We start from the raw sequence: 26,922 nt of genomic DNA, 5'->3' as shown, positions 1-26,922 counted from the left end.
GTCGGTTTCAGTGCGAGTGCAGCCCGGCGGCCAGCAGTTCGGCAATGCCGTCCTGCTTCAGCACCGCGTAGTGGCCGACGTTCAGATCGTGCTGGCGCAGGTCCAGCCCGACGCTGGCGCCTTGCGCGACAAACGACTCGCCGTCGCCCCGTGCGCGCCACACCGTCACCGGGCACGACAAGGGCTTGTCGGCCAGCGCGATCTGGTAGTCCGGCGAGTAGGTGACGGTGACGACATCGACGATGGCGTTGATCAGCGCCACGTCGATGGCGGGGAACTTCACCGCGGCCAAGGCGACGAAGGCCGCGCGGCTGGTCACGCTTGCCAGGCATTCGGCACTCAGGCCGGGGTCGATGTCGTGCGCGAACACCGACAACAGAATGGTCAGGAAGGCCGGGTTGGCGAACAGCTCGGCCTCGTCACGGCTGACCGGCTCGTCGTAAGGCAGTTGCGGCGAGCCGGGGGCCAGCAGCACGACCCGGCTGACGTCGTGACCCTGCTGCTCCAGCTGGTAGGCGACCTCATACGCGACCCGGGCGCCGAACGAGTAGCCCCACAAGACGTACGGGCCGTCGGGCTGGAGGCTGCGGATCAGCTGCACGTCCGCCGCCGCCATCGCCTCGATGCTGACGAAGGCGGTCTCACCCGCATTGATGCCGAGCGACTGCATGCCGTAGAACCGGCCGTCGTCGCCCGTCACCGCCTCGGCCAACCGACGCAAATTCATCGGGTAGCCACCCAGCCCGGGCCAGCAGAACACCGTGCTGCGCCCTGTGGCCCGCCCGGCCAGCAGAATCGCGCGGCTGCTGGTTTGCGTCGCGCTGCCGCCGACGACGGCGCTGAGCTTTTCGACCGTCGGCACGCTGAAGATCACCTGGATCGGCAAGCTGCTGCCGAACCGGCGGTTGACGGCACGTGCGATGGCCACCGCCTGGATCGAGTTGCCGCCCAACTCGAAGAAATCATCGGTCACCGAGACTTCTTCGAGCCCGAGGATGTCGCGCCAGATCTGCGCCACCGCGCTTTCCACCGCGTTGCGCGGTGCGACGAATGGACGCTCCATGTCGGCCAGCTGGAAGACGTCCGACCGCTTCAAAGTGGCCACGTCCACCTTGCCCGAGGCGCTGTGCGGCATCTGGTTCACGATCACGATGCGGCCCGGCACCATGTAATCGGGCAAGCTGTTGAACAGGTCGGCGCGGATCAGTTCCGCCGGCCCCTTCATGTGCACCGCGTCTTCGTCCATGCCGAGATGGGCGGCCTGTTCCGCACTGATCTTGCCGAACACACAGAAGTAGCTCGGCCCACTGCGCCGGCCGGCGACGGCGATGATGTCGTTCAGGCGCAAGGCCGTCGCCAGGTCGTTGCCGCTCTTGGAGCTGTAGCCGGACGACATGGTGCCGAAGCCGATGCGGTTCATCTGCAGCCGCTGCAGGCTACGGCCGAGGTCGATGTACTGCCGCCAGGCGTCGCCACTCTGGCTGACGAATGCAATCCCGCCGCTCGCACGTTGGTAGACCTGCTGGTTGATCGCAATCACGTGGCGCTGCTCGATCAGAAAGTCGGAGACCTTGTGCAGCTTGCCGTGCTGGTAGAGGTAATTGCCATCGGGCAGCTCTGCGATGCGGCCCTGCTGGGCCTGGACATACAGGTCCACTGCCAGGTCGTCGACCCGCTCGGCCAGCGGCACGATGTCGTAGCTGCCCAGATAGTCATGCTCCGGCGGGCACTCGAGCGCCGCCAGCACCTCGGGCTGGTACGTGCCGGCTCCAACGCCGTAGCCATAGTCCGGCAGGACGTGATCGAGCATGCCGAGGAGGTGGCCCGCCTCCATCTCCAGCACTTCGAGGATGTTGTTCTTGTAGACCTCGCGTACGCCCGGGATCTTGCCGACGAAGTGCAGGCGCAAACGCGTGGCCGGTGGGGTGGACACAGCCGGCGCCAGCCGATACAGGCTGTGCTGTACCGGGTGGTAGTAGTAGTAGCCGGGCGGCAGACCCGCGATGCCGCTCAGCTCCAGATACACCTGGGTCGCGTAGAGGGCGCCGGGCGAGGCATAGGCGAACTTCGGCAGCAGCCGTTCATCGCTGTTGAATTGGCCCAGATAGCGCAGCATTTCGCCGAGCCGGTGGCCGTCCAATGTGCCGCGCGCCGCCGATGTTCCGCCGGGCGGTTGCAGTGCCAGCCATTGGTGCAGGTCGCCGAGGCCCACCGGTCCGCCATGGAAGAACCGATAGGTCTTGCGCGCGAACACGCGCTCGCGCTGGGCCGCGCTTTCCTGGCCGCCCGGCAGGGCGATCATCGGCTTGCCGCTCAAGCTTGCTTCGCTGCGCAAACCACGCCCCGACAGCTGCGCCTTGATTTGAATGCGGGTCGATTTGGTCTGGTGGTGCGACTCCGCCACCCCCTGATCCATCAGACGGGCTTCGTTCGGGTTCAACTCGACCGCGCCGATCAGCTGGGCATGGCCCGTGCGTTCGTTCTCTTTCACGAACACCGCCGCCGACTTCACCCACTCGTGGTTTTCGATCGCGAGGCGGATTTCATCCAGTTCGATGCGATACCCGCGGAACTTGATCTGGTTGTCCACCCGCCCGACGAAGTGCAACAAACCCTGGCCGTCGCACCGGACGAGATCGCCCGTGCGGTAAAGGCGCACCGGGTCGGGCGATTCAGGCAGGCGGACCAGCGGGAACTTCTCTTCGGTCTGCTCCGGACGGAACAGATACCCGTTCGCCAGCTGCCGACCGCCGATGAACAGTTCGCCGGCTTCGCCAGGCGCGACGGGTGCGAACTGCTGGTCCAGGACGTGGCACTCGAGCCCGGCCACCGGCCGGCCGATCGGCGCGATATCCCACTCTGCCGACAGACTCTGGTGGTCGATCTGGCAATGTGTGGCGTTGATCGTGCACTCGGTGGGGCCGTACAGATTGACCAGCCGCGCGCTCGGCAGCGTCTGCAGCAGGTTTCTGGCCAGCTTCCGAGACAGGCCCTCGCCGCCGCTGAAAAGGCTGTGCAGCGACGTGCAGGCACCGAAGGCCGGCAGCTCGCTCAAGGCCTGCAGCAAGGTCGGCACGCCCTGCAAGGTGGTGATGCCGAATTGCTGTATCTGGCGGATCAGGCCTTCCGGGTCGCGGTACACGCCCGGCACACCCATCACCACCTGTGCGCCGCAGCACATCCCCAGCAGCTCCCATTGCGCCGCATCGAAGCTCACCGGGGTTTTTTGGAGAATACGATCGCCCGGGCAGAGATAACCCTGCTTGGCGATCCAGTTCATCTGGTTGACGATGGCCTGATGGGAAATGGCGACACCCTTGGGCTTACCCGTGGTGCCCGAGGTGTAGATAACGTAGGCCAGATCCTCGCCATCCTGTTCGACCAGCTCGCTCAGAACGAGGTAGATCTCGTTGATGCTGGCCGGAGGAACTTCATCAATATTCAAGACCTGGACACCGGGCAGCAGCAGCCCTTGCAGCTTGCTGGCCGAGCGGGTGTTGGTCAGCACCAGTTGCACCGCCGCGTCCTTGACCATGTACGCAAGCCGATCTTGTGGGTAGTCGGTCGCCAGCGGAAGATAAGCGGCCCCGGCGAACAGAATGCCCCACATCGCCAGCGGCAAATCAGCCGATGAATCGATAAACAAGCCGATGCAGTCGTTGTAGCTGGCGCCGCGCGCACGCAGGGCAGCGGCGATCGCGACGGCCCGGAGCAGCGTGGCTTCGTAGGTATGTTCACCCGCCGCGTCGGCGACCGCGATTTTGTCCGTCGAACCCTCGCTGCGTGCGAACAGCAATGCCGGCAGGGTTTTGATCTCGCGTGAAATGACAGCCGGCTCTGCATCGCGCAGCTGTGATGATTTCTTCAAACGAATATTGAATTCAGACACGTTCGACCCCGATAATCATTTTGATTGAGATGTCTAGCAGCGACGGAACAGGCTGCCGAAACCGTCGAATTGGTCTCGAATGCCGCCCATTCTCAAAGCGTGCCAATACAAAACTGCGTTGTTCGAGACAACTGGCTTGCCGGTCCATTGCTCGGCCACGTGAGCAAAGCTGGCCATCGGCACATTGGTTCCGACCTGGACGATGGCTTCGGCCTCCGGCACGTTGGCCGTTTCCACCGCTCGACGCAGATCCTGCAGGTGGACGTCGGAAATCCGCGACGGGCTTTGCCCGCCCAGGTTGGCCAGTGCGACGATCTCGTATCCCTTGTCAACGAAAAACTGCGAGACGGCCACGTTGCCGATTTCCGTATACGGCGAGATCAAGCCGATGCGGCGAATGCCGCCGAGTTGCGCTAACGCCTCCTCGATCGCATCGGCACTCATGCTGACGCCTGTGCCGCCCGCGGTGTCCCGCAAATGCGCCAGCATTTGCTGGTGAACCTCTACGCCGTTCCAATATGCATCCGGTGAGACTGCAATGATCAACCGGTCGAGCTGACAGTCCTGCAAACTTTTGATGGCCGTATCGGTCGAGCGGCGTAAAGCCTGAATAACACTGTTGAACCCCGGTTCTTCAGTTAACGATTCATCGACGATGACCATGCGGCCGACGTGATTGGTAACACCAAAAGGGCGCATTTCGTCCATTTCCGGCTGGACAGAGGTATTGGTGGACGGAATCACAACGCCCACCCGCAGACGATGTCCAAGTATCTTCATCCCATATCCCCTTTATGTCTGGTTCATTACGACTACGGACGCGTGCAGCCGTCCGGCACCTGAAACGGAGCCGGCTTGACTGCAATTGCCGCGGATCATACACTCAGTGGAACGAACGTTCCAAATCACGAGAATCCGTAGTGTCCTCACACGGTTTCACGAACCTGACATAAACAAGGAGAGAAAATGGAAATTAAGCACATTACGGTGGCGGTGCTGGGCACGGGTTTGATTGGAGCGCCAGTGGCGCGCAATCTGGCGAACAAGGGATTCAGGGTGAAGGTCTGGAATCGCACCGCGTCCAAAGCGTCGGCGATAGCGCAGGCCAACCTGCAGGCTTGCACCAGCGTGGCGGAAGCGGTCAGCGAGGCGAGCCACATCGTCACGGTGCTCAAGGACGGCGACAGCGTCGCCGCCGCGATCGAAGCCGGGGCCGGCCACTTCCAGCCCGGCGCCATCTGGGTCCAGCTCAGCACCGTGGGGGTCGAGGCCAGCCTCGACCTGGCGCGCCGGGCCGAGGAGCATCAGCTGGTGTATTTCGACGCGCCGGTGCAGGGCACGCGCCAGCCGGCGGAGCAAGGCCAGCTGGTCATCCTGGCGTCGGGGCCGGTGGCCCAGCGTGTATCGGTACAGCCCTTGTTCGATGCGATCGGCAAGCGCACCGTGTGGGTGGCCGAAACCCCTGGCCACAGCAGCCGCCTGAAGCTGGCGTTGAACAGCTGGGTGTTCGCCCTCACGCACGGCTTGGCCGAAAGCCTGGCGCTTGCGAAGGGGCTGGGCGTGGACCCGCAGCTGGTGATCGACGTCGTCAGCAACGGCCCGATGGATTGCACCTACTTCCAGCTCAAGAGCGCCGCGATGCTGGCCGGCAACTACACCCCGAGCTTCAGTGTGGCCAACGCGGCCAAGGACGCCCAGCTGATCGTGGAGGCGGCGCGCCAGGCAGGCGTGCGAGCCGATGTGGTCGAAGCCGGCCTGCGACGGTTCCAGCGTGCCGTGGCCGCCGGTCACGGTGACAAGGACATGGCCGCCAGCTTCCTGGCGTCCGACGCTCCGCCTGATGTCACGGCTCCGGGCGCGGACGATGACAGCTGCGCCCATCCACCCGACCGTGCATGCTGCCGCCGTCGGACCCGTGGCCCGGCCCCCGTGCCCGATGCGCGCTCCGCTCCTGCCTGCACGGCCCGCCGCGGGCGTGGGCCTCGCGGTGGCGGATGGCAGGGGTTGTCGATGGGTCTGCGGTCGACGCGTGGCCCTCCCACACGCCGAATCCAACCGCAGGGCCAGGGCGTACGCAGCCGCCCCGACGCCGAAGAAGCGTTTAACCTTATGCTCTTTTCATTGCCTACCGGGATGCTTGGGGTGCACTCCGAGATCCGGCAGCGAAAGGCTGCCACTGCCCACGATGTTGACGGCATTCGTACCGACGCGCCGCCCAAGTTCGCGTCGCTCGCCACCGCTGCGCCGATGCCAAGAAGCCCGGCCGCCGGCTCCGCGCGGCCGGGCCTGCACGTGCTCGGCACCCGGCCTTCGGCCGGCAGCGGCTAAGCGACGCGCCGACCAAGTTCCCCCCTTGGCGTGGCCGTTCGCCCCTGACCGCGCGGCGGCCAGCGCAAGGCGCCGGTCGACCTACCGCTCATCCGATCATCGATTTGCCGACCACGATGCACACTGCGCACTTTCACCCCGATGACGCGGCCGAAGCCGCCATGCGCGTTTTCTGGCAGAAAGGCTATGCGGCCACCTCGATCCAGGATCTGGTCGAAGGCACCGGACTGTCGCGCAGCAGCCTCTACAACACCTTCGAAAGCAAATACGGGCTGTTCCAGCACGCACTGCGCCGCTACCACCGCCAGACGGCGGCCACGGTGGGGCTGCTGGCGCAAGACGGCCCGGCCATCGAGCGCGTGCGCGCCCTGTTGCACAGCATCGTGGCCGAAGAACTGGGCAGCGAATCCGCCTGTGGCTGTCTGGTGGCCAACACCGCGCTCGAACTCGGTGGGCGCGACAGCGAGATCACCGACCTCCTGGGCGAACACTTCGCCACACTGGAAACCGCACTCACCGCCGTGATGCAACGCGGCCAGCAGCAGGGCGACATCGCGCCTGACAAATCCCCCGTCGCCCTGGCACGCTTCATCATGGCCACCATACAGGGCCTGCGAGTCCTGGGCCGTGGCAATGCCGATGAAGACCGGGCCCGGCGGCTGAACGATGTGGTGGACACCGCGGTCGATGCCCTCAGCGGGTGACCTGGGCGCGTCCTGTTGCCGTGCCTGCGACACCATGGCCGACTTCCAGGGAGAGACGATGCCACCTGCCTTGCAGATCCACCGATTGACGTCCGCAGACGTCCCTCTGATGCGGCAGCTCAATGCCGTTTTCGCGGCGGCCTTCGAAGACCACGTGTCCTACCTCGCCGAGCCGCCCGGTGACCGCTATCTGCAAGAAGTCCTCGGCAAAGAGCACGTCGTGGTGCTCGTGGCCCTGAACGAGGGCTCGGTGGTGGGCGGCTTGGTCGCATACGAGCTGCACAAGTTGGAGCGCGCCCGCACCGAGGTCTACCTCTACGACCTGGCCGTGGCTCAGCCGTTTCGTCGCCAGGGCGTCGCCGCACGGCTCATCGAGCAACTGCGCGCCGTCGCGGCGCAACGCGGCGCATGGGTGGTCTATGTGCAGGCAGACGTCGGCGACGCCGCCGCCATCGCGCTCTACGACAAGTTGGGTGTGCGCGAAGACGTCCTGCACTTCGACTTTCCGGTGCCCTGAAGGCCGCGGCTTTGCCCTGTCCCCGGTCGTGGCAGCCCAGCCGCTGTCAAGACGGTACCTTGTGCGACAGCGGCGGACTTTCCAGCAGGCGGCCTAGGTCAGCGGCACGCCATCTGAAGCGCCGCTTCGCTCGCCTGCCGCATCACTCTCGCTGTCGACCGGTGAGGACGGAATCGCTGCCGACGGCGCGCGACAATGGTGCTCGTCGTCAGCGTGGGTGAGGGCACCGATGTCGAACAACGATCCAGGGACCAGGCTGCACGCGCTCGACGCGGTCCGCGCGATCGCGTTGATGTTGGGCATCGCCTTGCACAGCGCGTTGTCGTACATGCCCGGCATCGATCCTCAGTTGTGGCCCCTCAAGGATGGACAGCAGAGCCTCTCCATGAGCCTCGGTGTGTTCCTGATCCACATCTTCAGGATGTCGGTGTTCTTCCTGGTGGCAGGCTTGTTTGCCCACATGCTGTTCCACCGCCGGGGGGCGGTGGCGTTCTTGCGCAATCGGGCGGCCCGCATTCTGGTGCCGTTGGTGCTCGGGTGGGTGGTCTGCTTCTTGTGCATCGCCGGCGTGGTCGTTTGGTCCCTCGTCAGGGCGAATGGCGGGCAGTGGCCGGCGTCGCCGCCGGCCAGCGGGAAGCTGAGCTTCCTCCACCTTTGGTTCCTGTACATCCTGTGCTGGCTGTATCCCGGCGTTCTGATGCTTCGGCGCCTCGTACACGCCGTCGATCGAAACAACGTCTCGACGAGAGTGGCCGACCGCATCCTCCGCCACCTTTCGGCGGCTCCCTTCAGGTCGCTGCTGCTGGCGGCTCCGATCAGCCTCGCGCTGTTCCTCGAGCCGGGCTGGGTCTGGTGGTTCGGCGTCCCGACGCCTGGCTATACCTGGATGCCTCCCGCCGTGCCGTTGTTCATCTACGGGTACGTCTTTGGCTTGGGCTGGCTGCTGGATCGCCAACACGCGCTGCTGGATCAACTCGCCCGCCGCTGGTGGCTGCGGGCGTGGACCGGCGCCGTGGCAGCCGGCCTCTGTTTGGCGATGGCGGGCCTCGAGGCCAGTTACTCCACGGTCCGCGACCCTGCGATCAAACTCGCCTATGCGATCGCCTACGGTATCGCCCTGGTGTCGTGGACGCTGGCGTTCATCGGATGCGGCGTCAGGTTTCTGGGCCGCTCGACGCCGCTGCTCCGATATCTGTCCGATGCGTCGTACTGGATGTACGTCGCCCACTTGCCGGTGGTCATGGCACTGCAGGCCTGGATGATGCCTTTCCCATGGCCTGGCCTCGTCAAGTTCGCCACCGTGACCCTGGTGACCTGCGCCTCGTTGCTGCTGATCTACGGACGGTGGGTCCGCCCGAGCTGGGTGGGGCTGTTGCTGAACGGCCGGAAGTATCCCCGCGCGGCGGAGCCGGCCGTCGCCGTGTCGGGCAGCGACGGATGAAAGATGCGGCGCCCCTCACGCACCAGGACGGATGCGCGACGTCAGAATGTGATCGGCCCAGGCCCCGTCGATGTGCAGATACGCCCGTGCCCGGCCTTCTTGTTCGAACCCCAGGCGCTCCAGCAACCGCCCGCTGCGGTGATTCTCCGGCCGGTAGTTGGCCAAGATGCGGTGGAGCCCGACCCCCGAGAACATCATCTCGATGGCCATCGAAAGCACCTCCGTCATCAGGCCGCGACCTTCATGGGTGTGGGCCAGCGAAAAGCCGAGGTGACAGGCCTGAAACGGGCCGCGCACGATCTGGGTGAAATGGCATTCGCCGACCAGATCGGAGCCGCCGGGCTCCCGCACCAGCAGGTGAACCGCCTGACCCGCCACCATGCTCGTTTCCATCTGCTCCAAACGCTTCACCATCGCCGCCTCGGTGAAAAACGTCTCGTCCCGCGTCGGCTCCCAGCGTCGCAGATGTTCGCGGTTGTCGAGGTGGTAACGCAGCCATGCCAGTGCGTCGGAACGTCGGGCCCGTCGCAAGACGAGGCGCGGCGTGGCAAGGGTGTCTGGAAAGGCATCAGTGCTCATCGAGTCATTGCAGTGCGAGGACGTGCTGCGGCGTCCGGTCGGCGTCAGCGGAACGAGCGCAGCGTAAGGCAACGAGGCGTTGGCCGGCAACCGCCGAGACGACCGGGCGAGCACCGTTCGCCGCGCCCAACGGTACCCGGAAGTTCCGGCCAGCGCGCGACGGGTCGGCACGACGACTGACCCGTCGCTGGACCGCCGCTGTGCGCTTCACGCACAGCACGACACCCCCATTTGGGGGTGTCGTGCAAAGCCCTCACGCATGGCACTTTCGTTATCAGCGAGCACGCGCCTTGCGCCACCTGGCACCTTCAAGACAAGGGGCTCGAATGCCGCAGCGGACTGTCACAACTGTGGCGTTGACAAGGTCTTTGCCCCTCAACACGATACCGATCGATATGACCCACTGTCGATGCTGCGGCTTGCATGAACATCCACCATCACTCGGTTCTCATCTTCTCGCCGCATGCGGACGATGAAGTGTTGGGGTGTTTCGCCTTCCTGTCGCCTCGCGCCCATGTCGTGTACTTCGGTGTCGAAGATCGTCCCGAGGTGTCGCGCGCGCAGCGCCTGGAAGAAGTGAGCCGCAGCGCCGCAAAGTCGGGCTTTCAGTGGGAGGCCCTGAACCACACCGTCAATGCGTATCGTGCGCACGAGCTGATCACGCCGATGGAGCGCCTCATCGAGCGCCACCGGCCGCACACCGTGCTGCTGCCTCAGCCCTCCTACAACCAGGACCATCGCGCCGTCCACGACGCCGCCATCACGGCCTTGCGCCCGCACGACAAGAACTGGTTCGTGCGCCAGGTGCTGGTGTTCGAGCAGCCCGACTCGACCTTGTGGCCGCACGGCGGAGAGCGGGAGCCGAATTACTTTCGTCCGATTTCGATCGAAGACAAGTTGCACAGCTACTCGCTGTACGCCTCCCAGGTTCGCGGCCACCGCTCGCCGGATCTAGTGGCCGCGCTCGCGCGTTGGCGGGGCGCCCAGTCGGGGCAGGCGCATGCAGAGGGATACACAGTCAAAAGAATGGTGGTGGATCAGTGAGCGACGACAACATGAACATCCTCGTCACGGGTGGGCTGGGCTTCCTGGGGCAACACCTCGTGCGGCAGCTGCTGCGTGAGGTGCCCGGCTGCCGGCTGACGGTGGTCGACAACCTCAGCTCTTCGCGCATCGACTATGCCTGGATGCGCGGCAAGGCCGAGATCATCGTCGACGACTTCGCGACCCTGCCCACCCGGCGCGCGTTCGACCGCATCTACCATCTCGCCAGCCCGGTGGGGTCGCTGGGCATCCTGTCGAACAGCGGCTATGTGGCCAAGCAGATCACCGACCTGGCGGTGCGGGCCGGTGAACTGGCGGCGACCAACGGTGCACGGCTGCTGTACGTCTCGTCGTCGGAGGTCTACGGCAAGGGCGGCGTGCAGGACGAACAAGACGAGCTGACAGTGCCGGTGCAGACCGGCACACGCATGGAATATTCGCTGGGCAAGCTGTCGGCCGAACATCTGCTGGGCAACCTGTCGGTGCGTTACGGCTTCCCGCTCACCGTCGTGCGGCCGTTCAATGCGCTCGGCGAATACCAGAGTTCCCGCATCGGCTTCGTCGTCCCGACGTTTTTCGAACAGGCCCTGGCCGGCAAGCCGCTGCCGCTGTTCCACGGGGGCACTCAGATCCGCTGCTTCTGCCATGCCGAGGACACGGTGCGCGGCCTGATCGCCGTGCAGGAGCGTGGTGTGCCCGGGCACACCTACAACGTCGGTCACCCGGGCAACGCCATCAGCATCCGCGACCTCGCCGTCAAGATCCGCGACCTGTGCGGCTCCGACTCGGCGCTCGAAAGCGTCGACCCGGCGCAACGCTTCGGCCCCAGCTACCTGGAAGCCTCGGCCAAGTCGCCCTCGATCGAGAAGGTCCAGGCCGACACCGGCTGGCAGCCGACCATCGACCTCGACTCGGCTTTGAAGCGGGTCCATCGCTACTACTCAGAAACGGGAGCACCTGCCCTTGCGCGCCATACAGATCGGGTCGCTGCGACTTGAGGTCGGCAACGCCGACGAGTCGGTCGAGCTGGTGCGGCAGCGGCTGTCGGGTCGGCCGAGCCGCACCGCCTGCTTCGGCTTTCTGAATCCGCATGTCTACAACGTCAGCGCGTCCGACCCCCACGTCGCGGCTTTTCTTGAACGCTGCGAGGCGGTGTGCCTCGATGGTGTCGGGGCGGCGTTGGCGGCCAGCGTCCTGAACCGCACCCGATTGCCGCGGGTGGTGATGCACCAGGTGTTCGATGCCTGTCTCGACGCCGGCTGTCTGCGCGGGCGTGTCGTGCTGCTCGGGCTGACGCCGGACGAATACCGCCCCGCGGCCGACCACCTTGCGCGCGCTGCGCCGCTGGCCGAGTTCGTCGCGTGCCATCACGGCTTCCTCGGCGACGAAGACTACGCGGCGATCTTCCGGGAACATCGAGACGCAGACCTGATCCTCGTCGGCATGGGCACGCCGCGCTCGGAGCGCGTGCTGTCGCTGGCCGCCGACATCTGCGACCACGCCTTGTGCTGGCATGTCGGCGGCGGCAGCCTGCGGCATTGGGCGGGGACCAAGCGGCGTGCGCCGGCGGTGGTGTCGCGGCTGGGCCTGGAGTGGTTGCACCGCATGGCCTACGAGCCCGAAACGCGCTCTCGCTACACCACCGGCGCCGCGTCGTTCCTGCGCCATCTCACGATCGATTCATTGCACGCGCGCCGAGGCGGTCACCCCCGATAGGGGCCGTCCAGCGCCATCCAGCTACCAGGGAAGGCTGAACCATGCGGATCCTCATCGTCAATCCTGCTTTCACACGCGACCTCGGCCACGGCCTCGAGCGCTACATGCTGGGGGCCGGCATGCGCTTTCCCTGGTCATTGCTCAAACGCCACGACGAGCGACCGCGCTATGCGATGTTCCCGTTGTTCATGGCCTATGCGGCGGCCCTGCTCGAGAAAGAGAACTTCGATGTGCGGGTGATCGACGCCGTGCCGCTCAACGTGCGCGAGGACGAGCTGATCGAGCGGGTGCGCGAGAGCCAGCCGGACGTGCTGCTGTTCGAGCCCAACGCCGCGATCGTCGACGACACTCTGCGCCTGCTCGTCAAGCTGCGCGCGGTCACGCCCGCCAAGATCGTGCTGGCCGGCACCCACGCCACCGCCACCGTGCGCGACCTGCTGGCCCACCACGAGGTGGTCGACTTCGTCGTGCTGGGCGAATACGAACAGGCGTTCCTGCAATTGATGAAGTGTCTGCGCGAGGGCCAGCCGGTGAGCGGCCTCAAAGGTATCGCCTGGCGCGACGAGCGCGGCGGGCTGACGATCGGCGACCGTGCGCCGCTGATCGAACCGCTGGACGACCTGCCGTTCCCGGCCCGCCATCTGTTTCCGGCGTATTTCGACACCGACATGAGCGTGTACCGGGACGGCTTCTGCCAGCACAGCCCCTCGTACCACATGCACACCAGCCGCGGTTGCCCGTTCCAGTGCAACTTCTGCGACCGCATCCAGGTGCTGTTCGCCAGCAACAAGCAGCGCTATTTCTCGGCCGCCCGGGTCGTCGACGAGATGGAGGCGGTGAAGCGCGCCGGCGCGAAGGAAATCTATTTCGACGACGACAACTTCACCACCAACAAGGCGCATGTGCTGGCGCTGTGCGACGAGATCGTGCGGCGCAAGGTCGGCATCCCCTGGTCGGCGATGTGCGACGCGATCGCACTGACGCCCGAAGTGCTGAAGAAGATGGCGCAGGCCGGCTGCATCGGCATCAAGTTCGGCCTCGACAGTGCCGATGCGCAGGTGCTGCACGCGATCAAGAAGCCCTTGAAGCTGGTCAACCTGGAGAAGGTGGTTGCGACGGCGCGCGATCTGGGGCTCAAGACGCACATGAGTGTCGTGCTGGGCCTGTCCGGCGAAACCAAGGAAACACTGCAGCGCACCTTCGACTACTCCTGCAAGATCGACATCGACTCGGTGCAGTTCAGTCTCGCGACCCCGCTGCCTGGCACCACGCTCTACAGCATGCTGCAGTCGCAAGGCGGGCTGACGGCGAAAAGCTGGAGCGAGTTCGACGGGGCCAACACCACCGTGATCCGCTACGACAACATCTCGCGCGAATACCTCGAAGCCTTCATGGCCGCCTCGCACACCGACTGGCTGCGCGCCAAGTTCAAAGACCCGCGCTGGGTGCTGCGGCAGTTCCGCTTCCTGGCCAGAACGGCTGCCAGCCAGGGTCTGCCCGGTCTCTGGCAGCGCTTCCTGCGCGCCGTGCAATTGCTGCGCGGCGACGCCAAGGAAGTCCGCGTCGCAGGCGAACTCAAGACGATGAGGTTCTGATCATGAAGGTGCTCTTGTGTCATCCGAACCAGAAAGTCAGCCTCGAGGGCATGAAGGGCCGGCCGATGGTCGGGCCACCGCTCGGGCTGTTGCTGGTGGCCGGCCACTTGCGCGCCAGTGGCCTGCCGTGCGAGGTCGAGGTCTATGACGCCCGGGTCAACGCGGTGTTCACCACCAACGAGAAGGGCGAGACCATCTTCGGCGACACCGACCTGGAGTCGGTCGAGCGCATCAAGCGCGCCCGGCCCGACATCGTCGGCATCTCGAACATGTTCACGGTCCAGATCGACCGGGCCTACACGCTCGCCAAGCTGGTCAAGGAGGCCTTGCCGGACACCATCGTGGTGATCGGCGGCCCGCACGTCACGGTGTTCCCGCAGGAAGCCCTGGCGCTGCCGGCGATCGACTACGTTGTCCTCGGCGAGGGCGAGCACCGCTTCACCGAGCTGGTGCGGGCGTTCATCGAGGGGCGCACGCCGGCGGTCGAAGGGGTGGTCGGCAAGACCCAGGTGATCAGCCTGCCGACCCACAAGAAGCCGACCATCAAATACATCCCCGACATCGACCAGCTGCCCTTGCCGGCTTACGACCTGGTCGACCTGCACGCCTACTTCGATCTCGCCCGGCGCGGCTATTCGCCGCGCTACCGCGAGTGGGGCAAGCGCGCGATGACGGTGATCACCAGCCGCGGCTGCCCGCACACCTGCACCTTCTGCTCCATCCACGCGACGATGGGCTACAAGTACCGCTTCCACTCGCTGGAGTACATGAAGCGGCACATCGACCTGCTGGTGACGCAATACGGTGTCGACTTCATCCACTTCGAAGACGACAACCTGACCCATATGCCGGAGCGCTACGACGAGATCATCGGCTACATGTCGACACTGCGCCCCAAGATCGGCTGGGACACGCCGAACGGCGTGCGCGGCGACAGCTGGACGCGCGAGCGCATCAAGAAGGCCAAGGAATCAGGCTGCCAGTTCCTGACCGTGGCGATCGAATCCGCGGTGCCGCGGGTGTTGAACGAGATCGTCCACAAGCGGTTGGAACTGGCCCGCGTCGAGGAGATGATCCGCTGGTGCCACGAGTTCAACCTGCGGTTGCATGCCTTCTACATCATCGGCTTCCCCGGCGAGACGCTGGAGGAGATGCAGACGACGATCGACTTCGCGCTCGACCGCTATCGCCGTTATGGCGTCACGCCGTTCCTGCAGACCTTGATCCCGCTGCCCGGCACGCCGATCCACCGCATCATCCTCAAGTTCGGCTTCTTCAAGGACAAGATCGAGACCAAGCACAACCAGGTGACCACCGACGACTTCACGCCCGAGCAGGTGCGCAAGATCTACCGTGAATACCTGTGGAAGCGGTTGGCCATCTTCGCGCTGCGCACGCTGACGTCGCGCCACGATTTCTTCTACAACCTGCGGCTGGTGGCGAAATATCCGAAGGCTGTCGTGCACGCCGCGCGCAACGCCATCAGCGCCAGCTGGTGAGGCGGCTGAGATGACGGTGCTGGTCACGGGCGGCAACGGCTTTCTCGGCCGGCCGCTGGTGCGCGCGCTGCTGCAAGGCGGGCACCGCGTGCGGGTGCTGACGCGCCGGGTGGAGGCGGGCGTCCATCCGCGCGGCGTCGAGCAACTGTGTGGTGACATCACCGACCCGGCATCGCTGCCGCCGGCCCTCGCAGACGTCGAGACGGTCTATCACGCGGCGGCCGTCGTGCCGGCGCGCGGCGGCGGCGCCCGGTTGTGGGACACCAACGTCGACGGCACCCGCCATGTGGCCGAGGCCTGTGTGCAGGCAGGTGTGCGGCGCTTGGTGCTGGTCAGCTCGGTCGGTGTCTACCGCGCGCCCCTGCCGGCCCGGGTGCCCGAGTCCGCCCCCAGCGGCGGTACCGACCTGTACGGCCGCAGCAAGACCGAAGCCGAAGCCGTGGCGCGTGCGGTCTGCCGGGGTCGGGTCGAACTGGTGGTGGCGCGGCCTTGCCAGATCTATGGGCCGATGGATGCGAGCGGCTACACCCGGCGGCTGCTGCGGCTGGTCGGTGGCACCTTGGTGCCGGTGGCCGGCTGGAGCGGCCGCGGCTTCAGCCTGGTGCATGTCGACGACGTGGTCGACGCGCTGTGCCTCGCGGGCCTTGCGCAAGACCTGGGCGGCGCGGTCTTCAACATCGCGTCGGACGCCCCTGTCACGCTGCCGCAACTCGCCGAGGTGCATGCGACGGTGCTGGCCCGCAAACGCTTGTCGGTGCGGTTGCCGATCCCGGCGTCCGCGCTGCGTGGGGCGCTGACACTGCGCTGGATGGCCGGCAACGTGCGTCACGGCGGCCTTGCCGAGATCAAGTCGTATGCGCCCGGGCACACCCATGGTTCCTTGCTGCTCGGTGGGCCGTTGTACGACACCACGGCAGCCCGGCAATTGCTCGGGTTTCGGGCGTGCAGAACGCCTGAGCAAGTGTGGCCTGAGTTGCTCGAAGCTGAGGCTGCGGAGCGGGAGGCCGGGTGAGCGACGCCGCCTTGGCGAAGGGCGCCGCGAGATGAAGCGCGTGCTCATCGTCCAGAACCACTACCTCAACTTCGGAGGCGACGACAGCGTGGTGGCCAACGAGTCGGCGATGCTGCGCTCGCGAGGGCACGAGGTGTCGCTGTGGACGTTGCGCAACGACGACCTGAACCGCTGGGGGCCGCGGCTCGAGACTGCTCTGCACCTCGCCTACAACCCGGCGGTGCGGGACCGGCTGGCGCAGCACATCGCAGAGTTCCAGCCCGATGTGATGCACTGCCACAACCTGTTTCCGCGCATCACCTGGTCGGCCTACGACGCGGCAGCACAAGCGGGTGTGCCGGTGATCCAGACGCTGCACGACTTCCGTTCGGTGTGCTGTGCGAACGGTTTCCAGTTCCGCGACGGCAAGGACTGCGACCTCTGCGTCAAAGGCTCGACCTACTGGGCCGCCTGGCACCGTTGCTACCGTGATTCGTGGCTGGGCTCGCTGCTCGTCGCGCGCGCGCTGGACGTGCACCGGCGCGCCGGCACCTTGCAGCGGCGGGTGCATCGCTTCATCGCGCTGTCCGAGTCGGCACGGCGTCAGTATGTCGAGGCCGGCGTGCCGGCCGACCGGACCGTCGTGAAGCCGAACTTCATCATGGACCCGGGGTCGCCTCCTGCCGGTGCGCGCGAGGGCGCCTTGTTTGTCGGGCGCCTCACCGCGGAGAAAGGCGTGAGGGTGCTCGCCCGAGCCTGGGAGGAGGTGGATGCGCCGCTGCAAGTGCTCGGCACGGGGCCGCTGGAGGCGGACTTGCGAGCCGCCTCGAATCCGCGCATCACGCTGCGCGGCCACCAGCCATGGCCCGAGGTGGCGGCCGCGATGCGGCGCGCCAGCCTCCTGGTCATGCCGTCCATCGCGCTCGAAGGCTTTCCGATGGTGATCGCCGAGGCCTTCGCCTGCGGCTTGCCGGTGATCGCCGGACGCTTCGGAACGATGGCCGAGACGATCGAGGACGGCGTCACCGGCCTGCTGTGCACCCCTGGGGACGCCGCCGACCTGGCGGCCAAGGTCGCGTGGGCCCTCGCGCATCCGCAGCGTTTGGCCGAGATGGGTGCCGAGGCGCGCCGGGTCTACGAGGCCCGCTACAGCGACGCGGCCAACCACCGGCAGCTGATCGAGATCTACGAGCAGGCTGCGGCGTCGCGCGGTGCCGAGGTCGCAGCTTAGACCGAGCCCGGCGAGGTCAGGCAGCGCAGGATGCCGTCGGCATAGCGCTCGGCCATGGCGTCGATCGAGTGGCGGCCTGCATCGACGAGGGCCTGCTGCCCCAGGGCCTGCCGGCGCACGGGGGCATGCAGCAGGTCCAGCACCGCGTCGGCGTAGGCCTGCGGATCGTGCGGTGTCATCCAGCCGTTGACGCCGTGCTGCAGATAGTCGATCTCGGGGCTGTGGATGGGCAGGTCGGTGGTGACCAGCGGCAGCCCGGCGGCAAAGGCGTCGAGGATGCCCAGGCCGACCAGCCCCGGGCAGAGGAACAGCTGCGCCAGCCGGAAGCAGACCGCCTTGTCGTGGCCGAACAAGGGCCCCAGGTAGTGGATACGCCGGTCCTGGGCGGCGGCCTGCACCACCTGATGGCGGCAGCTGCCGTCCCCGATCACGAGCAGCTGAAACTCGGGGCACTGGCGGTGCAGGCAACGCAAGGCCTCGAACAGGAACTCCAGCCGCTTGTCGCGGTGCAGCCCGCCGCAGAACAAGCCGATGGGTGCCTTTGGGTCGAGGCCGAGCTGCTTCGACAGCCGCGAGAGGTCGTCGGCCGTCACCGAGGCCAGCCGTGCCCGGAAGCCGGCCACGTCCACGCTGTTGTTCAGCACGGTGATGCGCTCGTCGGCCGCGCCGGTCTGGAGCAGATAGTCGCGCGTGCTGCCCGTGTAGGCGAACCACCAACTGGCGCCGCGCATCATGCGCCGGCTGATCGTCTCCTTGATCGAGCGATCGGCCGCACGCTGCTGCGTGTGGTAGACCCAGAAGCCCAGCCGAGGCGAGCGCCGGCGGCCGGTCAGCCAGAAAAAATAGTTGGGCAGGTACTTCGCCGCATTGGGCAAGACGGCCAGGTCGGCGCGCAGCAGACGGTTGATCACCGGCTGGTGCAGCACTTTGCCGCCCAGCCACAGATTGCGCACCGGCAGGCCGATCTCCGCCGGCAACTCGACCAGATCGTGCTTGGCGGCCTGCTCGGCATTGGGCGCGCCGTACACCACTTTCAGGTCGACGCCTGCCGAGGCCAGCTGCTGGTGCAGCAGCTCGAACAACCGCAGGCGGTAGTGCGGGACGATCTCCTGCACGACGATCACGCGAGCACGGGAAGGGGCAACCACGGATGGGGATGAAACGATGTGGCGCGGATTGTAGGGGTGGCTCGCGCCGTCGACACCCGCCCGGAAGAGGGTGTCGCGCCGATGTCGGGAGGTCACCGCAAGACGGGGACGCTCACTACAATCGACCGCGCGCCCGGCGGCTGTAGGCCGAGGCGCAGGGGCCGGCCCATCGGAGCCGCTGCCGACACGTCATTGCTCCGGCGTTCGTGCCGGGCTCGAACCCAGGACGCGCATGCAGCACACACTCGCCGCCAAGATCGCCGACCGCTCCGCGCTGGTGGGCATCGTCGGGCTCGGGTATGTCGGGCTGCCCTTGATGCTGCGCTTTGCGGAGTCGGGCTTTCGCGTGCTGGCCTTCGACATCGATCCCGCCAAGGTCGACGCCCTGAATGCCGGCCAGACCTACATCGAGCACATCCCGGCCGAACGGGTGACGAAGGCCCGGCCCTGTTTCGAGGCCACGCTCGATCTCAGCCGCGCCGGCGAGGCCGATGCGCTGATCCTGTGTGTGCCGACGCCGCTCAACAGTCACCGCGAACCCGACCTGTCGTTCATCCTGGGCACGGCCGAGGCCCTGCTGCCGCACCTGCGGCCCGGACAGGTTGTCTCGCTCGAATCGACCACCTACCCCGGCACCACCGAAGAGCACCTGTTGCCGCGCCTCGAATCGCGCGGGCTGACGGTGGGGGTGGATGCGTTCCTCGTGTACTCCCCGGAACGGGAAGACCCCGGCAACCCGAACTTCAGCACGCACACCATTCCCAAGGTGTGCGGCGGGCACACAGCGGCTTGCCTGCAGATCGGCCTGGCGCTGTATGGCAGCGTGATCGAGCAGGTGGTGCCGGTGTCGAGCACGCGGGTGGCCGAGATGACCAAGCTGCTCGAAAACATCCACCGTGCGGTCAATATCGGTCTGGTCAACGAACTGAAGATCGTGGCCGACCGGATGGGCATCGACATCCACGAGGTGATCCGTGCCGCGGCGACCAAGCCGTTCGGCTTCGTGCCCTACCACCCCGGGCCGGGGCTCGGCGGCCATTGCATTCCCATCGACCCCTTCTATCTCACCTGGAAGGCGCGCGAGTACGGGCTGCACACCCGCTTCATCGAACTGGCCGGCGAGGTCAACGCCGCGATGCCCGACTATGCGGTCGCGAAGGTGAGCGCTGCGCTCAACCGCCGCAAGCGAGCGGTCAACGGCAGCCGGGTGCTGGTGCTGGGCATCGCCTACAAGAAGAACGTCGGCGACACCCGCGAATCGCCGTCGGTCTGCATGATGGACAAGCTGCGCGGTCTCGGGGCCGAGGTGCACTACAGCGACCCGCACGTCCCGGTGTTTCCGAAGATGCGCGAGTACCGGTTCGACCTGCGCAGCGAGCCGATCTGCGCCGACAGCCTGGGCCGCTACGACTGTGTGCTGCTGGCCACCGACCATGACCGGTTCGACTACGACCTGATCGAGCGGCACGCGACCCTGATCGTCGACTGCCGTGGCCGCTATCTGCATCCGGCCGACCATATCGTCAAGGCTTGACCTGCCAATTGGTTACAGCGCCATCGCCAGCTTCGACGCCAATGTCAGTGTGCACGACGCTGACCGCCGGCACCGCTTCGTGATCCACCCCTGATCGGTACGACCTCGCTTGAAAGGCCTGAGCCCAAGCGGCTGAGGTGGCGCGGTGTCGTGCCAAAACGGAACCGGTACCACTGTTTCCGCGCCTCGAATGTGCTGATCACAACGCGGCCGCTCCATCGGCGGCGCAACCCTTTGAAAGGAGACCGACATGTTGCAACCCTCCCTCCAGCGGCTGCTGCTGGCCGCCGCGGCGTGGGCCGCCGGTGGCGCGGCCTGCGCCCACGGCTTGATCCAGGACCCGCCGTCGCGCAACTGGTTCTGCGGTTCCGTCACCAAGCCCAACCACACCGGCAGCGCCGCGCAGCATCCCGAGTGTGCGCAGGCCTTCGCGGCGGATCGCAACGGTGGCTACAACTTCATGAGCGTGCTGACGCATACCCGCGGGCGGGCCGCCGTCACGCCGCTGCCCCAGCATGTGTGCGGCTTCGGCAGTGAAACCTGGAAGGGCGGCGCCACCCCCTGGGACACTGCGATGAACTGGCCGACCAGCAAGATGTCCGCCGGCCGCCACAAGTTCACCTGGAACATCTCGTGGGGCCCGCATTTCGACGACACCGAAGAGTTCCGCTACTGGATCACCAAGCCGGGCTTCGTGTTCTCGCCCACCAAGCCGCTGACCTGGGACGACTTTGAACCGGCGCCGTTCTGCACACTGAAATACGACGACAAGAACCCGCAGGCCAACGGCGACGTGGTCGCCGCCAAGGCGACACAGCAGTTCCACACCTACTGCAGCGTGCCGGTCCGCAGCGGCCGCCATGTGATCTACGGCGAATGGGGCCGGCTGCCGCCGACGCTGGAGCGTTTCCACAGTTGTGCCGACGTCGTGTTCGACGGTGGCACGGCGCCCGGGCCCAAGGTCGAGGCCCGTATCGCTGCGCAGCCGGATGTGGAGGCCCTCACCGGGCAGGGCTCGCTGGTGCTCGACGGCTCCGGCTCGGCCGGCGCGGGCTTGAGCTACAAGTGGACCCTCAACGCCCCCAACCCCGGCCTCTACCGTTTCGAGAACAGCACCGCGGCCACCACCCGGTTGCACTACGCGGCGCCCACGGCGGCCGGCACGGTGCAGGTTTCGTTGCAGGTCAGCGGGGCGGACGGCAGGAGCAGCACGTCGAAGTCATTCACCCACCAGCCGGCCAGCGCGTCCACCTGGACCGACCTGGGGGCCCTGACGCAGACCGCCCGCGCCCTGCAGGCCGGCGACAAGGTGCAACTGCGCCTGGTGTCCCGCGCCGGGCAGGACCGCTATGTGCCCGCGACGCCGCTGACCCTCACCGCCGCCAACGCCGGCGCCACGGCATGGCCGCTCGCGCTGGCGCGTGCGGTCAATGCCGAGGCCGGCGTTGTGCGGGTGGGTGTGCTGAAGGGCGGCCAGGTCACGCCGGCGGCGGATGGCACGGCCAACCGTGTCTATGCGAACGGGGCGGACCTCGCCAGTGCCTTCGTCCAAGTGCAAGGCGCTGCAGCGCCGGTGACCGCGAGCTACAGCGTCAGCAACGACTGGCAGAGCGGCTATTGCGCCACCCTGAAGGTGACCAACAACGGCAGCACCGCGGTGGCCAACTGGTCGGCCAGCCTGCCGGTGGTGGGCACGGTCAACCAGGTCTGGAACGCGGTCCACACGCAAAGCGGCAACCGGCTGAGCTTGTCCGGTCCGCCCTGGCAGCGCGACCTCGCGCCCGGCGCCAGCTACACCCAAGCCGGGTTCTGCGCGGACAAGTGACGGGTGGCGTCCGACACCGCGCCCCTCGTGCCACGGGACGAGAGGCGTGGCGCACGATGCCTGCCCGCCCATGAAAAAGGCCCGCCACTCGGGTGGCGGGCCTTTAGAAGGCTGGGTCGGACTGCCTGCGCAGCCCGGGGTCATGCTCAGCGGCGCAGCAGCACCGGCTCCAGACCCAGCGTGATCTGACGCGAGGCCGGCAGGGCGGACGAGGTGCCCATCAGCGTCGCGACGGTGGAAACCGTCCAGGCGTCCGGCAGTTGCACCTGCTGGCCCTCGACCGTCGACCACAGCACATACTGGTGCTCGGTGCCACGCTGCAGCTTGAACACGTAGATCTGGTTGTTCAGAGCATAGGCGTCGACCAGTTGGGCACCGCGCATCCAGCCCACCATCGCGGTGTAGGCCTTCGACGCTTCGGTCGGGGTCAGGTAGTCCGACTCCACCAATTTGGCCAGCGGGTCACCGCTCTCCCAGATGTGGTAGTTGAAGTTGCTGACACCCTTGGCCCACATGATCATCAGCGCACGCGCCGTCGACGAACGCTTCTGCTGCAGGGTCGGCACGAAGGTCTCGCAGGTGGTGGTCAGCGCATCGCAACCCGGCGCGCCTTCCGTGTTCCACAGCGGCTTGTTGCCCACGCCGTAGTTGTTCATCATCTGGCGCACGTTGCCGATCGACGCGGCGATCTTCTCGGGCGAGGTGCTGAAGTACCAGTGGTAGCCGATGTTGTCCACGTGAGCACCGCCACCGGCCGCCAGGAAGTTGTTCAGGAAGCCCATGCCCTGGCCGGTCGTGACACCGGGCGACACCACCACGTTGGTCGGGTCGACCGCCTTCACTTCCTCGTGGGCGATGCGGGCCATCTCGACCATCTGCTGCATGGTGCCGTTGTAGTGCGGCTGGTAGTCAGGCTCGTTCCACAGCTCGAAGTACTTGATCTTGCCCGCGTAGCGGCGTGCCACCTCGCGCACATAGTTGCGCCAGTCGTTCATGTTGGTGGGCGCACCCGCCGCGCCGTAGCCGTACAGGCCCTTCACCGAGGGGGTGCTGGAGGCCCACAGCGGCGTCTGGCCCAGCGTGTACAGGATGGCCGCGTTCGGATCGTTGCGCTTGACGAAGTCGACGTACATGTCCAGGCGCTTGCCGCCGCCGGTGCCGGTCGCCCACGACCACACGCCACGGCTCGGCTCCAGGTCACGCCAGGTGGTGCCGGTGTTCCACAGCCGCACCACGTGGTGGCCGACCTTCGGGTAGTTCTGGTGCACGCCCAGCTTGTTGACGTGCATGCCGAACAGCGTGTCGGGGATCGGCGCAGTGCTGAACGGGGCCAGGTCGTTGAACTCCAGCTGTTCGATGGTGACGTCGTCGATCCACAGGTTCGCGCCGGGGGTGCCCGACGCGACGCGCAGCGTGCCGCTCGTGGTGCCCGGATAGGTGCCGGTGATCTCGACCTTCTGCCAGGTCGAGTTGGCCTGGATGGTCTTGGTGCCGAAGGCGTCCCACGGCGGCGCGTCGCGGCGCATCTGCACCGTCACGTTGGTGGGCACATCGGTGCGCACCCACAGCGTCGAGCGATAGGTCTTGCCCTTGGCAAAGGCATACGGGTAGGTCAGGTGGGCGTCGCCGCCGCCCTTGCTGGTCATCTGGAAGTGTTGCGACGCGGTGCCGCCGTGCGTGTAGCCGACGCGGGTTTCGCGGCTGGCGCGGGCGGTCGCCATCGGGCTGCCCCACATGTTGAGCTTCCAGCCCGGCGCGGTGTAGCTGAAGCTCTCTTCCATCGACGCCGTGACCAGCCGGGTGCTCTGCACCGAGCTGCCGCCTTGGGCGGGCAGGGTGATGACGGACGTGGCCGATGCGGCGGTTTCGATGGCCTCGGCCGCATCCGGCGTGGTCGCACCCTCTTGGGTGTCGGTGTCGGTGTCGGTGTCGGTGACGGCGACCTCGGGCGAGGTGGAGATGACGGCCGGCAGATCGGCACCAGCGTCTTGCGCCGCGTCATCGCCGCCGCCGCCGCCGCCACAGGCGGTCAACAGGGCTGCACACACAGCGGACAGAATGGGGACCCAACGTTGATTGATGTTCGAAGACACGGTATTGCTTCCTGAGTACGGTTCTGGGCACTACCCCGGCACGCCGGTCGATGACCAGGCATGCAGAGCAGCCGGAAAAAAAGGCGGGGGAACGCGACTCAGGCAAGGGCATCGAGCGGAGCGATGCGACGGAATTCGTAAGTACTGCCTATACCCCGCAAAGCGAGCGGTGACAGACCTTGCGTCTATGCGTTGAACACTCGTTGCGAACAGGCGGAATTGTGGGCTTGCGCAAGGCTGCGCAACATCAGCGCAGCTTGGCGTTCTTTGTCACTTTGGCGGGGTGGCGATGTAGGGATTTTTCCGACACAAGCCGACCGTCAGAAGTACACCCGGGTGCGGTCGCGAAAGTACGACGGTGGCGCGCCGAACTGGCGTCGGAAGGAGCGCGTCAAATGCGCGAGGTCGTGGTACCCGGCGAGATGGGCCACCTCGGTCAGCGGCTTGTGCCGCCAGATCCATTCGCAGGCCGCCAGCATCTTGTCCCAGGCCAAGTAGCTCTTCAACGGGATGCCGAGCGCGCGTGCCACCACCCGCGAGGTCTGGTCTTCCGACAGGTGCATCTCGCACGCCATCTCACGCAGGCTCGCATAGCCCCGCGTGTGCACCAGTTCACGCGCCCGCAACAGGTGCTCCGTGATCCGCGGAGACGGCACCGGCAGGTGGGCCCACAAGCACTGCAAGGTCGACGCGAACAGTGCCGGCGCGTCCCGGAGCTCGAGCCGGCCTTCGTAAGCCGCCTGCAGCGACGGCTGCAGCGGTGCGAAGGCGCCCCAGTCCAAGGCCGACGGCGCCGGGATGCAGGCCAGGTGGGCGAAGCTGTCGTGCAGCGGTGTCACGTTGACACTGACCAAAGCAGCGTCGACGGCGTGCAGCGAGCGTGCGGTCAGAGGCGGCACGAAAGCGGCGGCAGCGTGGATGCGCCGTGTGCCGACCCGCAGTTCGAAGCTGCGCCCCGTGGCGGAGATCAACAAGGTCGCGGCATGGCGCTGGGTGTGCGTGCTGCAGAAGCCGGCGCTGGTGAAGATGAAGCCGTGTGCGCCGAGGCGATACAGGTGATCCCGTGGCGCGGCAGCGTCGATCACGGCATGTGGCTGCGCGACGCGTGCGGCGTAGAACTTCGCGCAGTGGGGGGCGCTGGCGCCGAGGTGCTCCTCGCCCGACGGCATCGCTGCCGGCGAAGCGGCGCACGGCAGGGGCGACTGTGCCGCGCTAGTGGCCATGACCGACGCCGTCCTCGACATCCAGCCGCAACCGCAGGGTGACCGCCCGGCCGGCGCGTTGCACCTGCATCTCCATCGTGGTCTGCTGCATCACATCGTCCAGCGAGCCGTCGCCGACGTTTGTGTCGTGGGAGGTGTCCAGCGAGTGGATCACATCCCCCGGCCGCAACCCGAGCCGTGCGTAGACGCTGTTGGGCGGTACCGAGCGCACGGTGTAGGCGCCCGGCCCCGAAGGCTGCAACGGGACTTCACGCAGAAACTCTTGCGCGGCGAGGAAGCGCCGCACCGTCAGCATCTCCGGCTCGACCAGGGGATTCGTCTGCCGCCACGGCGCTTCGGTCACGTCGACAGCGCGGGCCGCCGGCAGGAGCGGCGCTGTGGCTTCACGGCGGTGAAGCGATGGGGCGAGCGGTTCGATCTGCCGGGGCGGTGAGGGCTCGGGCGGGCGTGGCGTGACACGGGTCCGCAGGGGCGTGGCGCTCGCGGACGGCAAGCGCTCCGGCTCGGGCAGCAGGAGGCTGGCCACCTGCCATGCGGCGGCTGCGGTCAGTGCCGCAGCGGCAACCTGCAGCCGTCGGCGACGGTACTTGCGGGTCGGGCGCAGGAACAGGATGGCCATGCGGATGCCCAGTCGCGGGTGCTCAGTGCGACACGAACTGGTTCAGCCAGTTCAGCGCCGCCGGCAAGCCCCAGTCCTCGCTGCCGCTTTCCCAGCCGGGGTCGTTGCGGTCTTGTCCGCTGCGGCAGGCGCCGGTCGCACGCATGTAGCAGTGGTCGGCCTGGCCGTCTTGCACTTCGACGTTGCGCACCACGCGGAAGCCGCTGCCGTCCGGGCCCAGGCAGTGGTACTCGTTCGACGCGCAGGGGCGGCCGGTCACCTGCTGGGCCTGGTTGCGGCCGGCCGGGACGTCGCCGCCGTAGTAATCCAGTTCGCCGTTGACGATGCGCAGGCGGCTCGAAGGCAGCCGGTGCTGGCCGTCGGCCATACAGGCGGCCAGGTTGTAGACGGCATAGGTGATGTGCGTGCCCATGCCCCAGGCAGCGACCACCCGGTCGTCATAGTTCTTGGCCAATGTGGCGATGATCGAGCCCTGGCTGAAACCGCCGACCACCACGCCCTTGCTGCAATCGGCAGCCGCGCGCGAGCACAGCTGCGTGATGGCGCTGTAGGCACTGCTGGCATCGAAGGCGCAGCTGGCACGCTCGCCGAGCGTGCCGCAATGCCCGAAGGTGGCGTTGGGGTATTGGACCGTCGCCGCCACGAAGCCTTTGGCGGTCATCTGGCGGACCGCGGCCATCGCGCTGGCGTTGTCGTACTGCTCTGATGTGCCGACGAAATACAGGAACACCGGGTGGCGGTTGCCGTCGTCGGGCTCGACACCTTTGATGTTGTAGGTGCTGCTGCAGTTGGAACCGTTGCGGTAGGTGGTGGTGAACGACCCCGCCTGGACGCTTTGCGCCCACGCCAGTCCGGCGAGGCAGAGGGCGGCCGCGAGTGCGCGCTTGCGCAACGCCGCGGTCGCCGAGATGTGGCGACTCATGGACTCTCCCTGGTGAATGCTCTT

21 protein-coding genes are annotated in these 26,922 nt (G+C 66.6%); 13 read left to right on the top strand and 8 right to left on the bottom strand.

What is annotated here, in order from left to right:
• Window positions 1–7: 7 nt before the first annotated feature.
• Window positions 8–3,889: an amino acid adenylation domain-containing protein gene (locus tag AAW51_RS25895; RefSeq protein ID WP_083438590.1), complete on the bottom strand. Its 3,882-nt coding sequence runs from the start codon at window positions 3,887–3,889 to the stop codon at window positions 8–10.
• Between the two features lie 33 nt (window positions 3,890–3,922).
• Window positions 3,923–4,669, bottom strand: a complete 747-nt coding sequence (locus AAW51_RS25890) for a maleate cis-trans isomerase family protein (protein WP_047196923.1) — start codon at window positions 4,667–4,669, stop codon at window positions 3,923–3,925.
• 186 nt (window positions 4,670–4,855) lie between these two features.
• On the opposite strand from AAW51_RS25890, the gene AAW51_RS29535 reads away from it, so the two are divergent.
• The 4 genes from AAW51_RS29535 to AAW51_RS25870 all read left to right on the top strand — a co-directional run bounded on the left by AAW51_RS29535 (window position 4,856) and on the right by AAW51_RS25870 (window position 8,879).
• Window positions 4,856–6,217: an NAD(P)-dependent oxidoreductase gene (locus AAW51_RS29535; protein WP_083438589.1), complete on the top strand. Its 1,362-nt coding sequence runs from the start codon at window positions 4,856–4,858 to the stop codon at window positions 6,215–6,217.
• A 116-nt stretch (window positions 6,218–6,333) separates the two neighbouring features.
• Window positions 6,334–6,921 (top strand): TetR/AcrR family transcriptional regulator, encoded by a 588-nt coding sequence (locus AAW51_RS25880; RefSeq protein ID WP_047196922.1) that lies wholly within the window; start codon window positions 6,334–6,336, stop codon window positions 6,919–6,921.
• 58 nt (window positions 6,922–6,979) lie between these two features.
• Entirely contained in the window at window positions 6,980–7,438 is a 459-nt protein-coding gene (locus AAW51_RS25875) for an AAC(3)-I family aminoglycoside N-acetyltransferase (RefSeq protein ID WP_157360043.1), read from the top strand.
• A 229-nt stretch (window positions 7,439–7,667) separates the two neighbouring features.
• A complete protein-coding gene (locus AAW51_RS25870; RefSeq protein ID WP_047196920.1) occupies window positions 7,668–8,879 on the top strand; it encodes an acyltransferase family protein in 1,212 nt (403 codons plus the stop codon).
• A gap of 15 nt (window positions 8,880–8,894) precedes the next feature.
• Here AAW51_RS25870 and AAW51_RS25865 read toward each other — a convergent pair whose 3' ends face one another.
• Complete coding sequence (locus tag AAW51_RS25865; RefSeq protein ID WP_238947694.1) at window positions 8,895–9,548, bottom strand: GNAT family N-acetyltransferase; 654 nt, start codon at window positions 9,546–9,548, stop codon at window positions 8,895–8,897.
• Window positions 9,549–9,881: 333 nt separating this feature from the next.
• On the opposite strand from AAW51_RS25865, the gene AAW51_RS28585 reads away from it, so the two are divergent.
• Genes AAW51_RS28585 through AAW51_RS25830 form a run of 7 tightly spaced genes read left to right on the top strand, consistent with a single transcriptional unit; the run spans window position 9,882 to window position 17,534 of the window.
• Window positions 9,882–10,502 carry a PIG-L deacetylase family protein gene (locus AAW51_RS28585; RefSeq protein ID WP_053013917.1) on the top strand — a complete coding sequence of 207 codons (621 nt, stop codon included), beginning with the start codon at window positions 9,882–9,884 and terminating at the stop codon, window positions 10,500–10,502.
• Window positions 10,499–11,500, top strand: a complete 1,002-nt coding sequence (locus tag AAW51_RS25855) for an NAD-dependent epimerase/dehydratase family protein (RefSeq protein ID WP_047196918.1) — start codon at window positions 10,499–10,501, stop codon at window positions 11,498–11,500. Before AAW51_RS28585 ends, AAW51_RS25855 begins: the two co-directional genes overlap by 4 nt.
• On the top strand, window positions 11,466–12,218 hold the full coding sequence (locus tag AAW51_RS28580; RefSeq protein WP_053013916.1) for a WecB/TagA/CpsF family glycosyltransferase: 753 nt from the start codon (window positions 11,466–11,468) through the stop codon (window positions 12,216–12,218). The genes AAW51_RS25855 and AAW51_RS28580 overlap by 35 nt, the downstream gene beginning before the upstream one ends.
• Before the next feature lie 41 nt (window positions 12,219–12,259).
• Window positions 12,260–13,813: a B12-binding domain-containing radical SAM protein gene (locus AAW51_RS25845; RefSeq protein WP_047196917.1), complete on the top strand. Its 1,554-nt coding sequence runs from the start codon at window positions 12,260–12,262 to the stop codon at window positions 13,811–13,813.
• A gap of 2 nt (window positions 13,814–13,815) precedes the next feature.
• The gene (locus tag AAW51_RS28575) at window positions 13,816–15,312 is read left to right on the top strand and encodes a B12-binding domain-containing radical SAM protein (RefSeq protein ID WP_053013915.1); all 1,497 of its coding nucleotides are present in this window, start codon (window positions 13,816–13,818) and stop codon (window positions 15,310–15,312) included.
• A 10-nt stretch (window positions 15,313–15,322) separates the two neighbouring features.
• Complete coding sequence (locus AAW51_RS28570; protein WP_053013914.1) at window positions 15,323–16,324, top strand: NAD-dependent epimerase/dehydratase family protein; 1,002 nt, start codon at window positions 15,323–15,325, stop codon at window positions 16,322–16,324.
• A 31-nt stretch (window positions 16,325–16,355) separates the two neighbouring features.
• Window positions 16,356–17,534: a glycosyltransferase family 4 protein gene (locus AAW51_RS25830; protein WP_047196915.1), complete on the top strand. Its 1,179-nt coding sequence runs from the start codon at window positions 16,356–16,358 to the stop codon at window positions 17,532–17,534.
• Here AAW51_RS25830 and AAW51_RS25825 read toward each other — a convergent pair.
• Window positions 17,531–18,682 (bottom strand): glycosyltransferase family 4 protein, encoded by a 1,152-nt coding sequence (locus AAW51_RS25825; RefSeq protein ID WP_169788083.1) that lies wholly within the window; start codon window positions 18,680–18,682, stop codon window positions 17,531–17,533. The genes AAW51_RS25830 and AAW51_RS25825 overlap by 4 nt on opposite strands.
• Before the next feature lie 232 nt (window positions 18,683–18,914).
• On the opposite strand from AAW51_RS25825, the gene AAW51_RS25820 reads away from it, so the two are divergent.
• Window positions 18,915–20,216: a nucleotide sugar dehydrogenase gene (locus AAW51_RS25820; protein WP_047196913.1), complete on the top strand. Its 1,302-nt coding sequence runs from the start codon at window positions 18,915–18,917 to the stop codon at window positions 20,214–20,216.
• A 250-nt stretch (window positions 20,217–20,466) separates the two neighbouring features.
• Window positions 20,467–22,041 (top strand): lytic polysaccharide monooxygenase, encoded by a 1,575-nt coding sequence (locus AAW51_RS29530; RefSeq protein ID WP_083438585.1) that lies wholly within the window; start codon window positions 20,467–20,469, stop codon window positions 22,039–22,041.
• 146 nt (window positions 22,042–22,187) lie between these two features.
• On the opposite strand, the gene AAW51_RS25810 is transcribed toward AAW51_RS29530, so the two are convergent.
• The 4 genes from AAW51_RS25810 to AAW51_RS25795 form a co-directional block, all read right to left on the bottom strand.
• Window positions 22,188–24,134 carry a glycosyl hydrolase gene (locus AAW51_RS25810; RefSeq protein WP_157360042.1) on the bottom strand — a complete coding sequence of 649 codons (1,947 nt, stop codon included), beginning with the start codon at window positions 24,132–24,134 and terminating at the stop codon, window positions 22,188–22,190.
• Between the two features lie 320 nt (window positions 24,135–24,454).
• Window positions 24,455–25,357 carry a helix-turn-helix transcriptional regulator gene (locus tag AAW51_RS28565; RefSeq protein ID WP_169788082.1) on the bottom strand — a complete coding sequence of 301 codons (903 nt, stop codon included), beginning with the start codon at window positions 25,355–25,357 and terminating at the stop codon, window positions 24,455–24,457.
• Window positions 25,347–25,976 (bottom strand): PDZ domain-containing protein, encoded by a 630-nt coding sequence (locus AAW51_RS25800; RefSeq protein ID WP_047196911.1) that lies wholly within the window; start codon window positions 25,974–25,976, stop codon window positions 25,347–25,349. Before AAW51_RS25800 ends, AAW51_RS28565 begins: the two co-directional genes overlap by 11 nt.
• 22 nt (window positions 25,977–25,998) lie before the next feature.
• Window positions 25,999–26,898, bottom strand: a complete 900-nt coding sequence (locus AAW51_RS25795; RefSeq protein WP_047196910.1) for an alpha/beta hydrolase — start codon at window positions 26,896–26,898, stop codon at window positions 25,999–26,001.
• Between the last annotated feature and the right edge of the window lie 24 nt (window positions 26,899–26,922).

Origin of the sequence: Caldimonas brevitalea (assembly GCF_001017435.1) — a bacterium.
GTDB classification, from domain to species: domain Bacteria; phylum Pseudomonadota; class Gammaproteobacteria; order Burkholderiales; family Burkholderiaceae_C; genus Caldimonas; species Caldimonas brevitalea.
This window is presented reverse-complemented; position numbering and strand designations above follow the sequence as displayed.

What these genes read in the sequence shown, in the direction of transcription:
- AAW51_RS25890 (WP_047196923.1), bottom strand. Translation starts at nt 4,669, where the DNA reads ATGAAGATACTTGGACATCGTCTGCGGGTGGGCGTTGTGATTCCGTCC.
- AAW51_RS29535 (WP_083438589.1), top strand. Translation starts at nt 4,856, where the DNA reads ATGGAAATTAAGCACATTACGGTGGCGGTGCTGGGCACGGGTTTGATT.
- AAW51_RS25880 (WP_047196922.1), top strand. Translation starts at nt 6,334, where the DNA reads ATGCACACTGCGCACTTTCACCCCGATGACGCGGCCGAAGCCGCCATG.
- AAW51_RS25875 (WP_157360043.1), top strand. Translation starts at nt 6,980, where the DNA reads ATGCCACCTGCCTTGCAGATCCACCGATTGACGTCCGCAGACGTCCCT.
- AAW51_RS25870 (WP_047196920.1), top strand. Translation starts at nt 7,668, where the DNA reads ATGTCGAACAACGATCCAGGGACCAGGCTGCACGCGCTCGACGCGGTC.
- AAW51_RS28585 (WP_053013917.1), top strand. Translation starts at nt 9,882, where the DNA reads ATGAACATCCACCATCACTCGGTTCTCATCTTCTCGCCGCATGCGGAC.
- AAW51_RS25845 (WP_047196917.1), top strand. Translation starts at nt 12,260, where the DNA reads ATGCGGATCCTCATCGTCAATCCTGCTTTCACACGCGACCTCGGCCAC.
- AAW51_RS28575 (WP_053013915.1), top strand. Translation starts at nt 13,816, where the DNA reads ATGAAGGTGCTCTTGTGTCATCCGAACCAGAAAGTCAGCCTCGAGGGC.
- AAW51_RS28570 (WP_053013914.1), top strand. Translation starts at nt 15,323, where the DNA reads ATGACGGTGCTGGTCACGGGCGGCAACGGCTTTCTCGGCCGGCCGCTG.
- AAW51_RS25830 (WP_047196915.1), top strand. Translation starts at nt 16,356, where the DNA reads ATGAAGCGCGTGCTCATCGTCCAGAACCACTACCTCAACTTCGGAGGC.
- AAW51_RS25820 (WP_047196913.1), top strand. Translation starts at nt 18,915, where the DNA reads ATGCAGCACACACTCGCCGCCAAGATCGCCGACCGCTCCGCGCTGGTG.
- AAW51_RS29530 (WP_083438585.1), top strand. Translation starts at nt 20,467, where the DNA reads ATGTTGCAACCCTCCCTCCAGCGGCTGCTGCTGGCCGCCGCGGCGTGG.
- AAW51_RS28565 (WP_169788082.1), bottom strand. Translation starts at nt 25,357, where the DNA reads ATGGCCACTAGCGCGGCACAGTCGCCCCTGCCGTGCGCCGCTTCGCCG.
- AAW51_RS25800 (WP_047196911.1), bottom strand. Translation starts at nt 25,976, where the DNA reads ATGGCCATCCTGTTCCTGCGCCCGACCCGCAAGTACCGTCGCCGACGG.
- AAW51_RS25795 (WP_047196910.1), bottom strand. Translation starts at nt 26,898, where the DNA reads ATGAGTCGCCACATCTCGGCGACCGCGGCGTTGCGCAAGCGCGCACTC.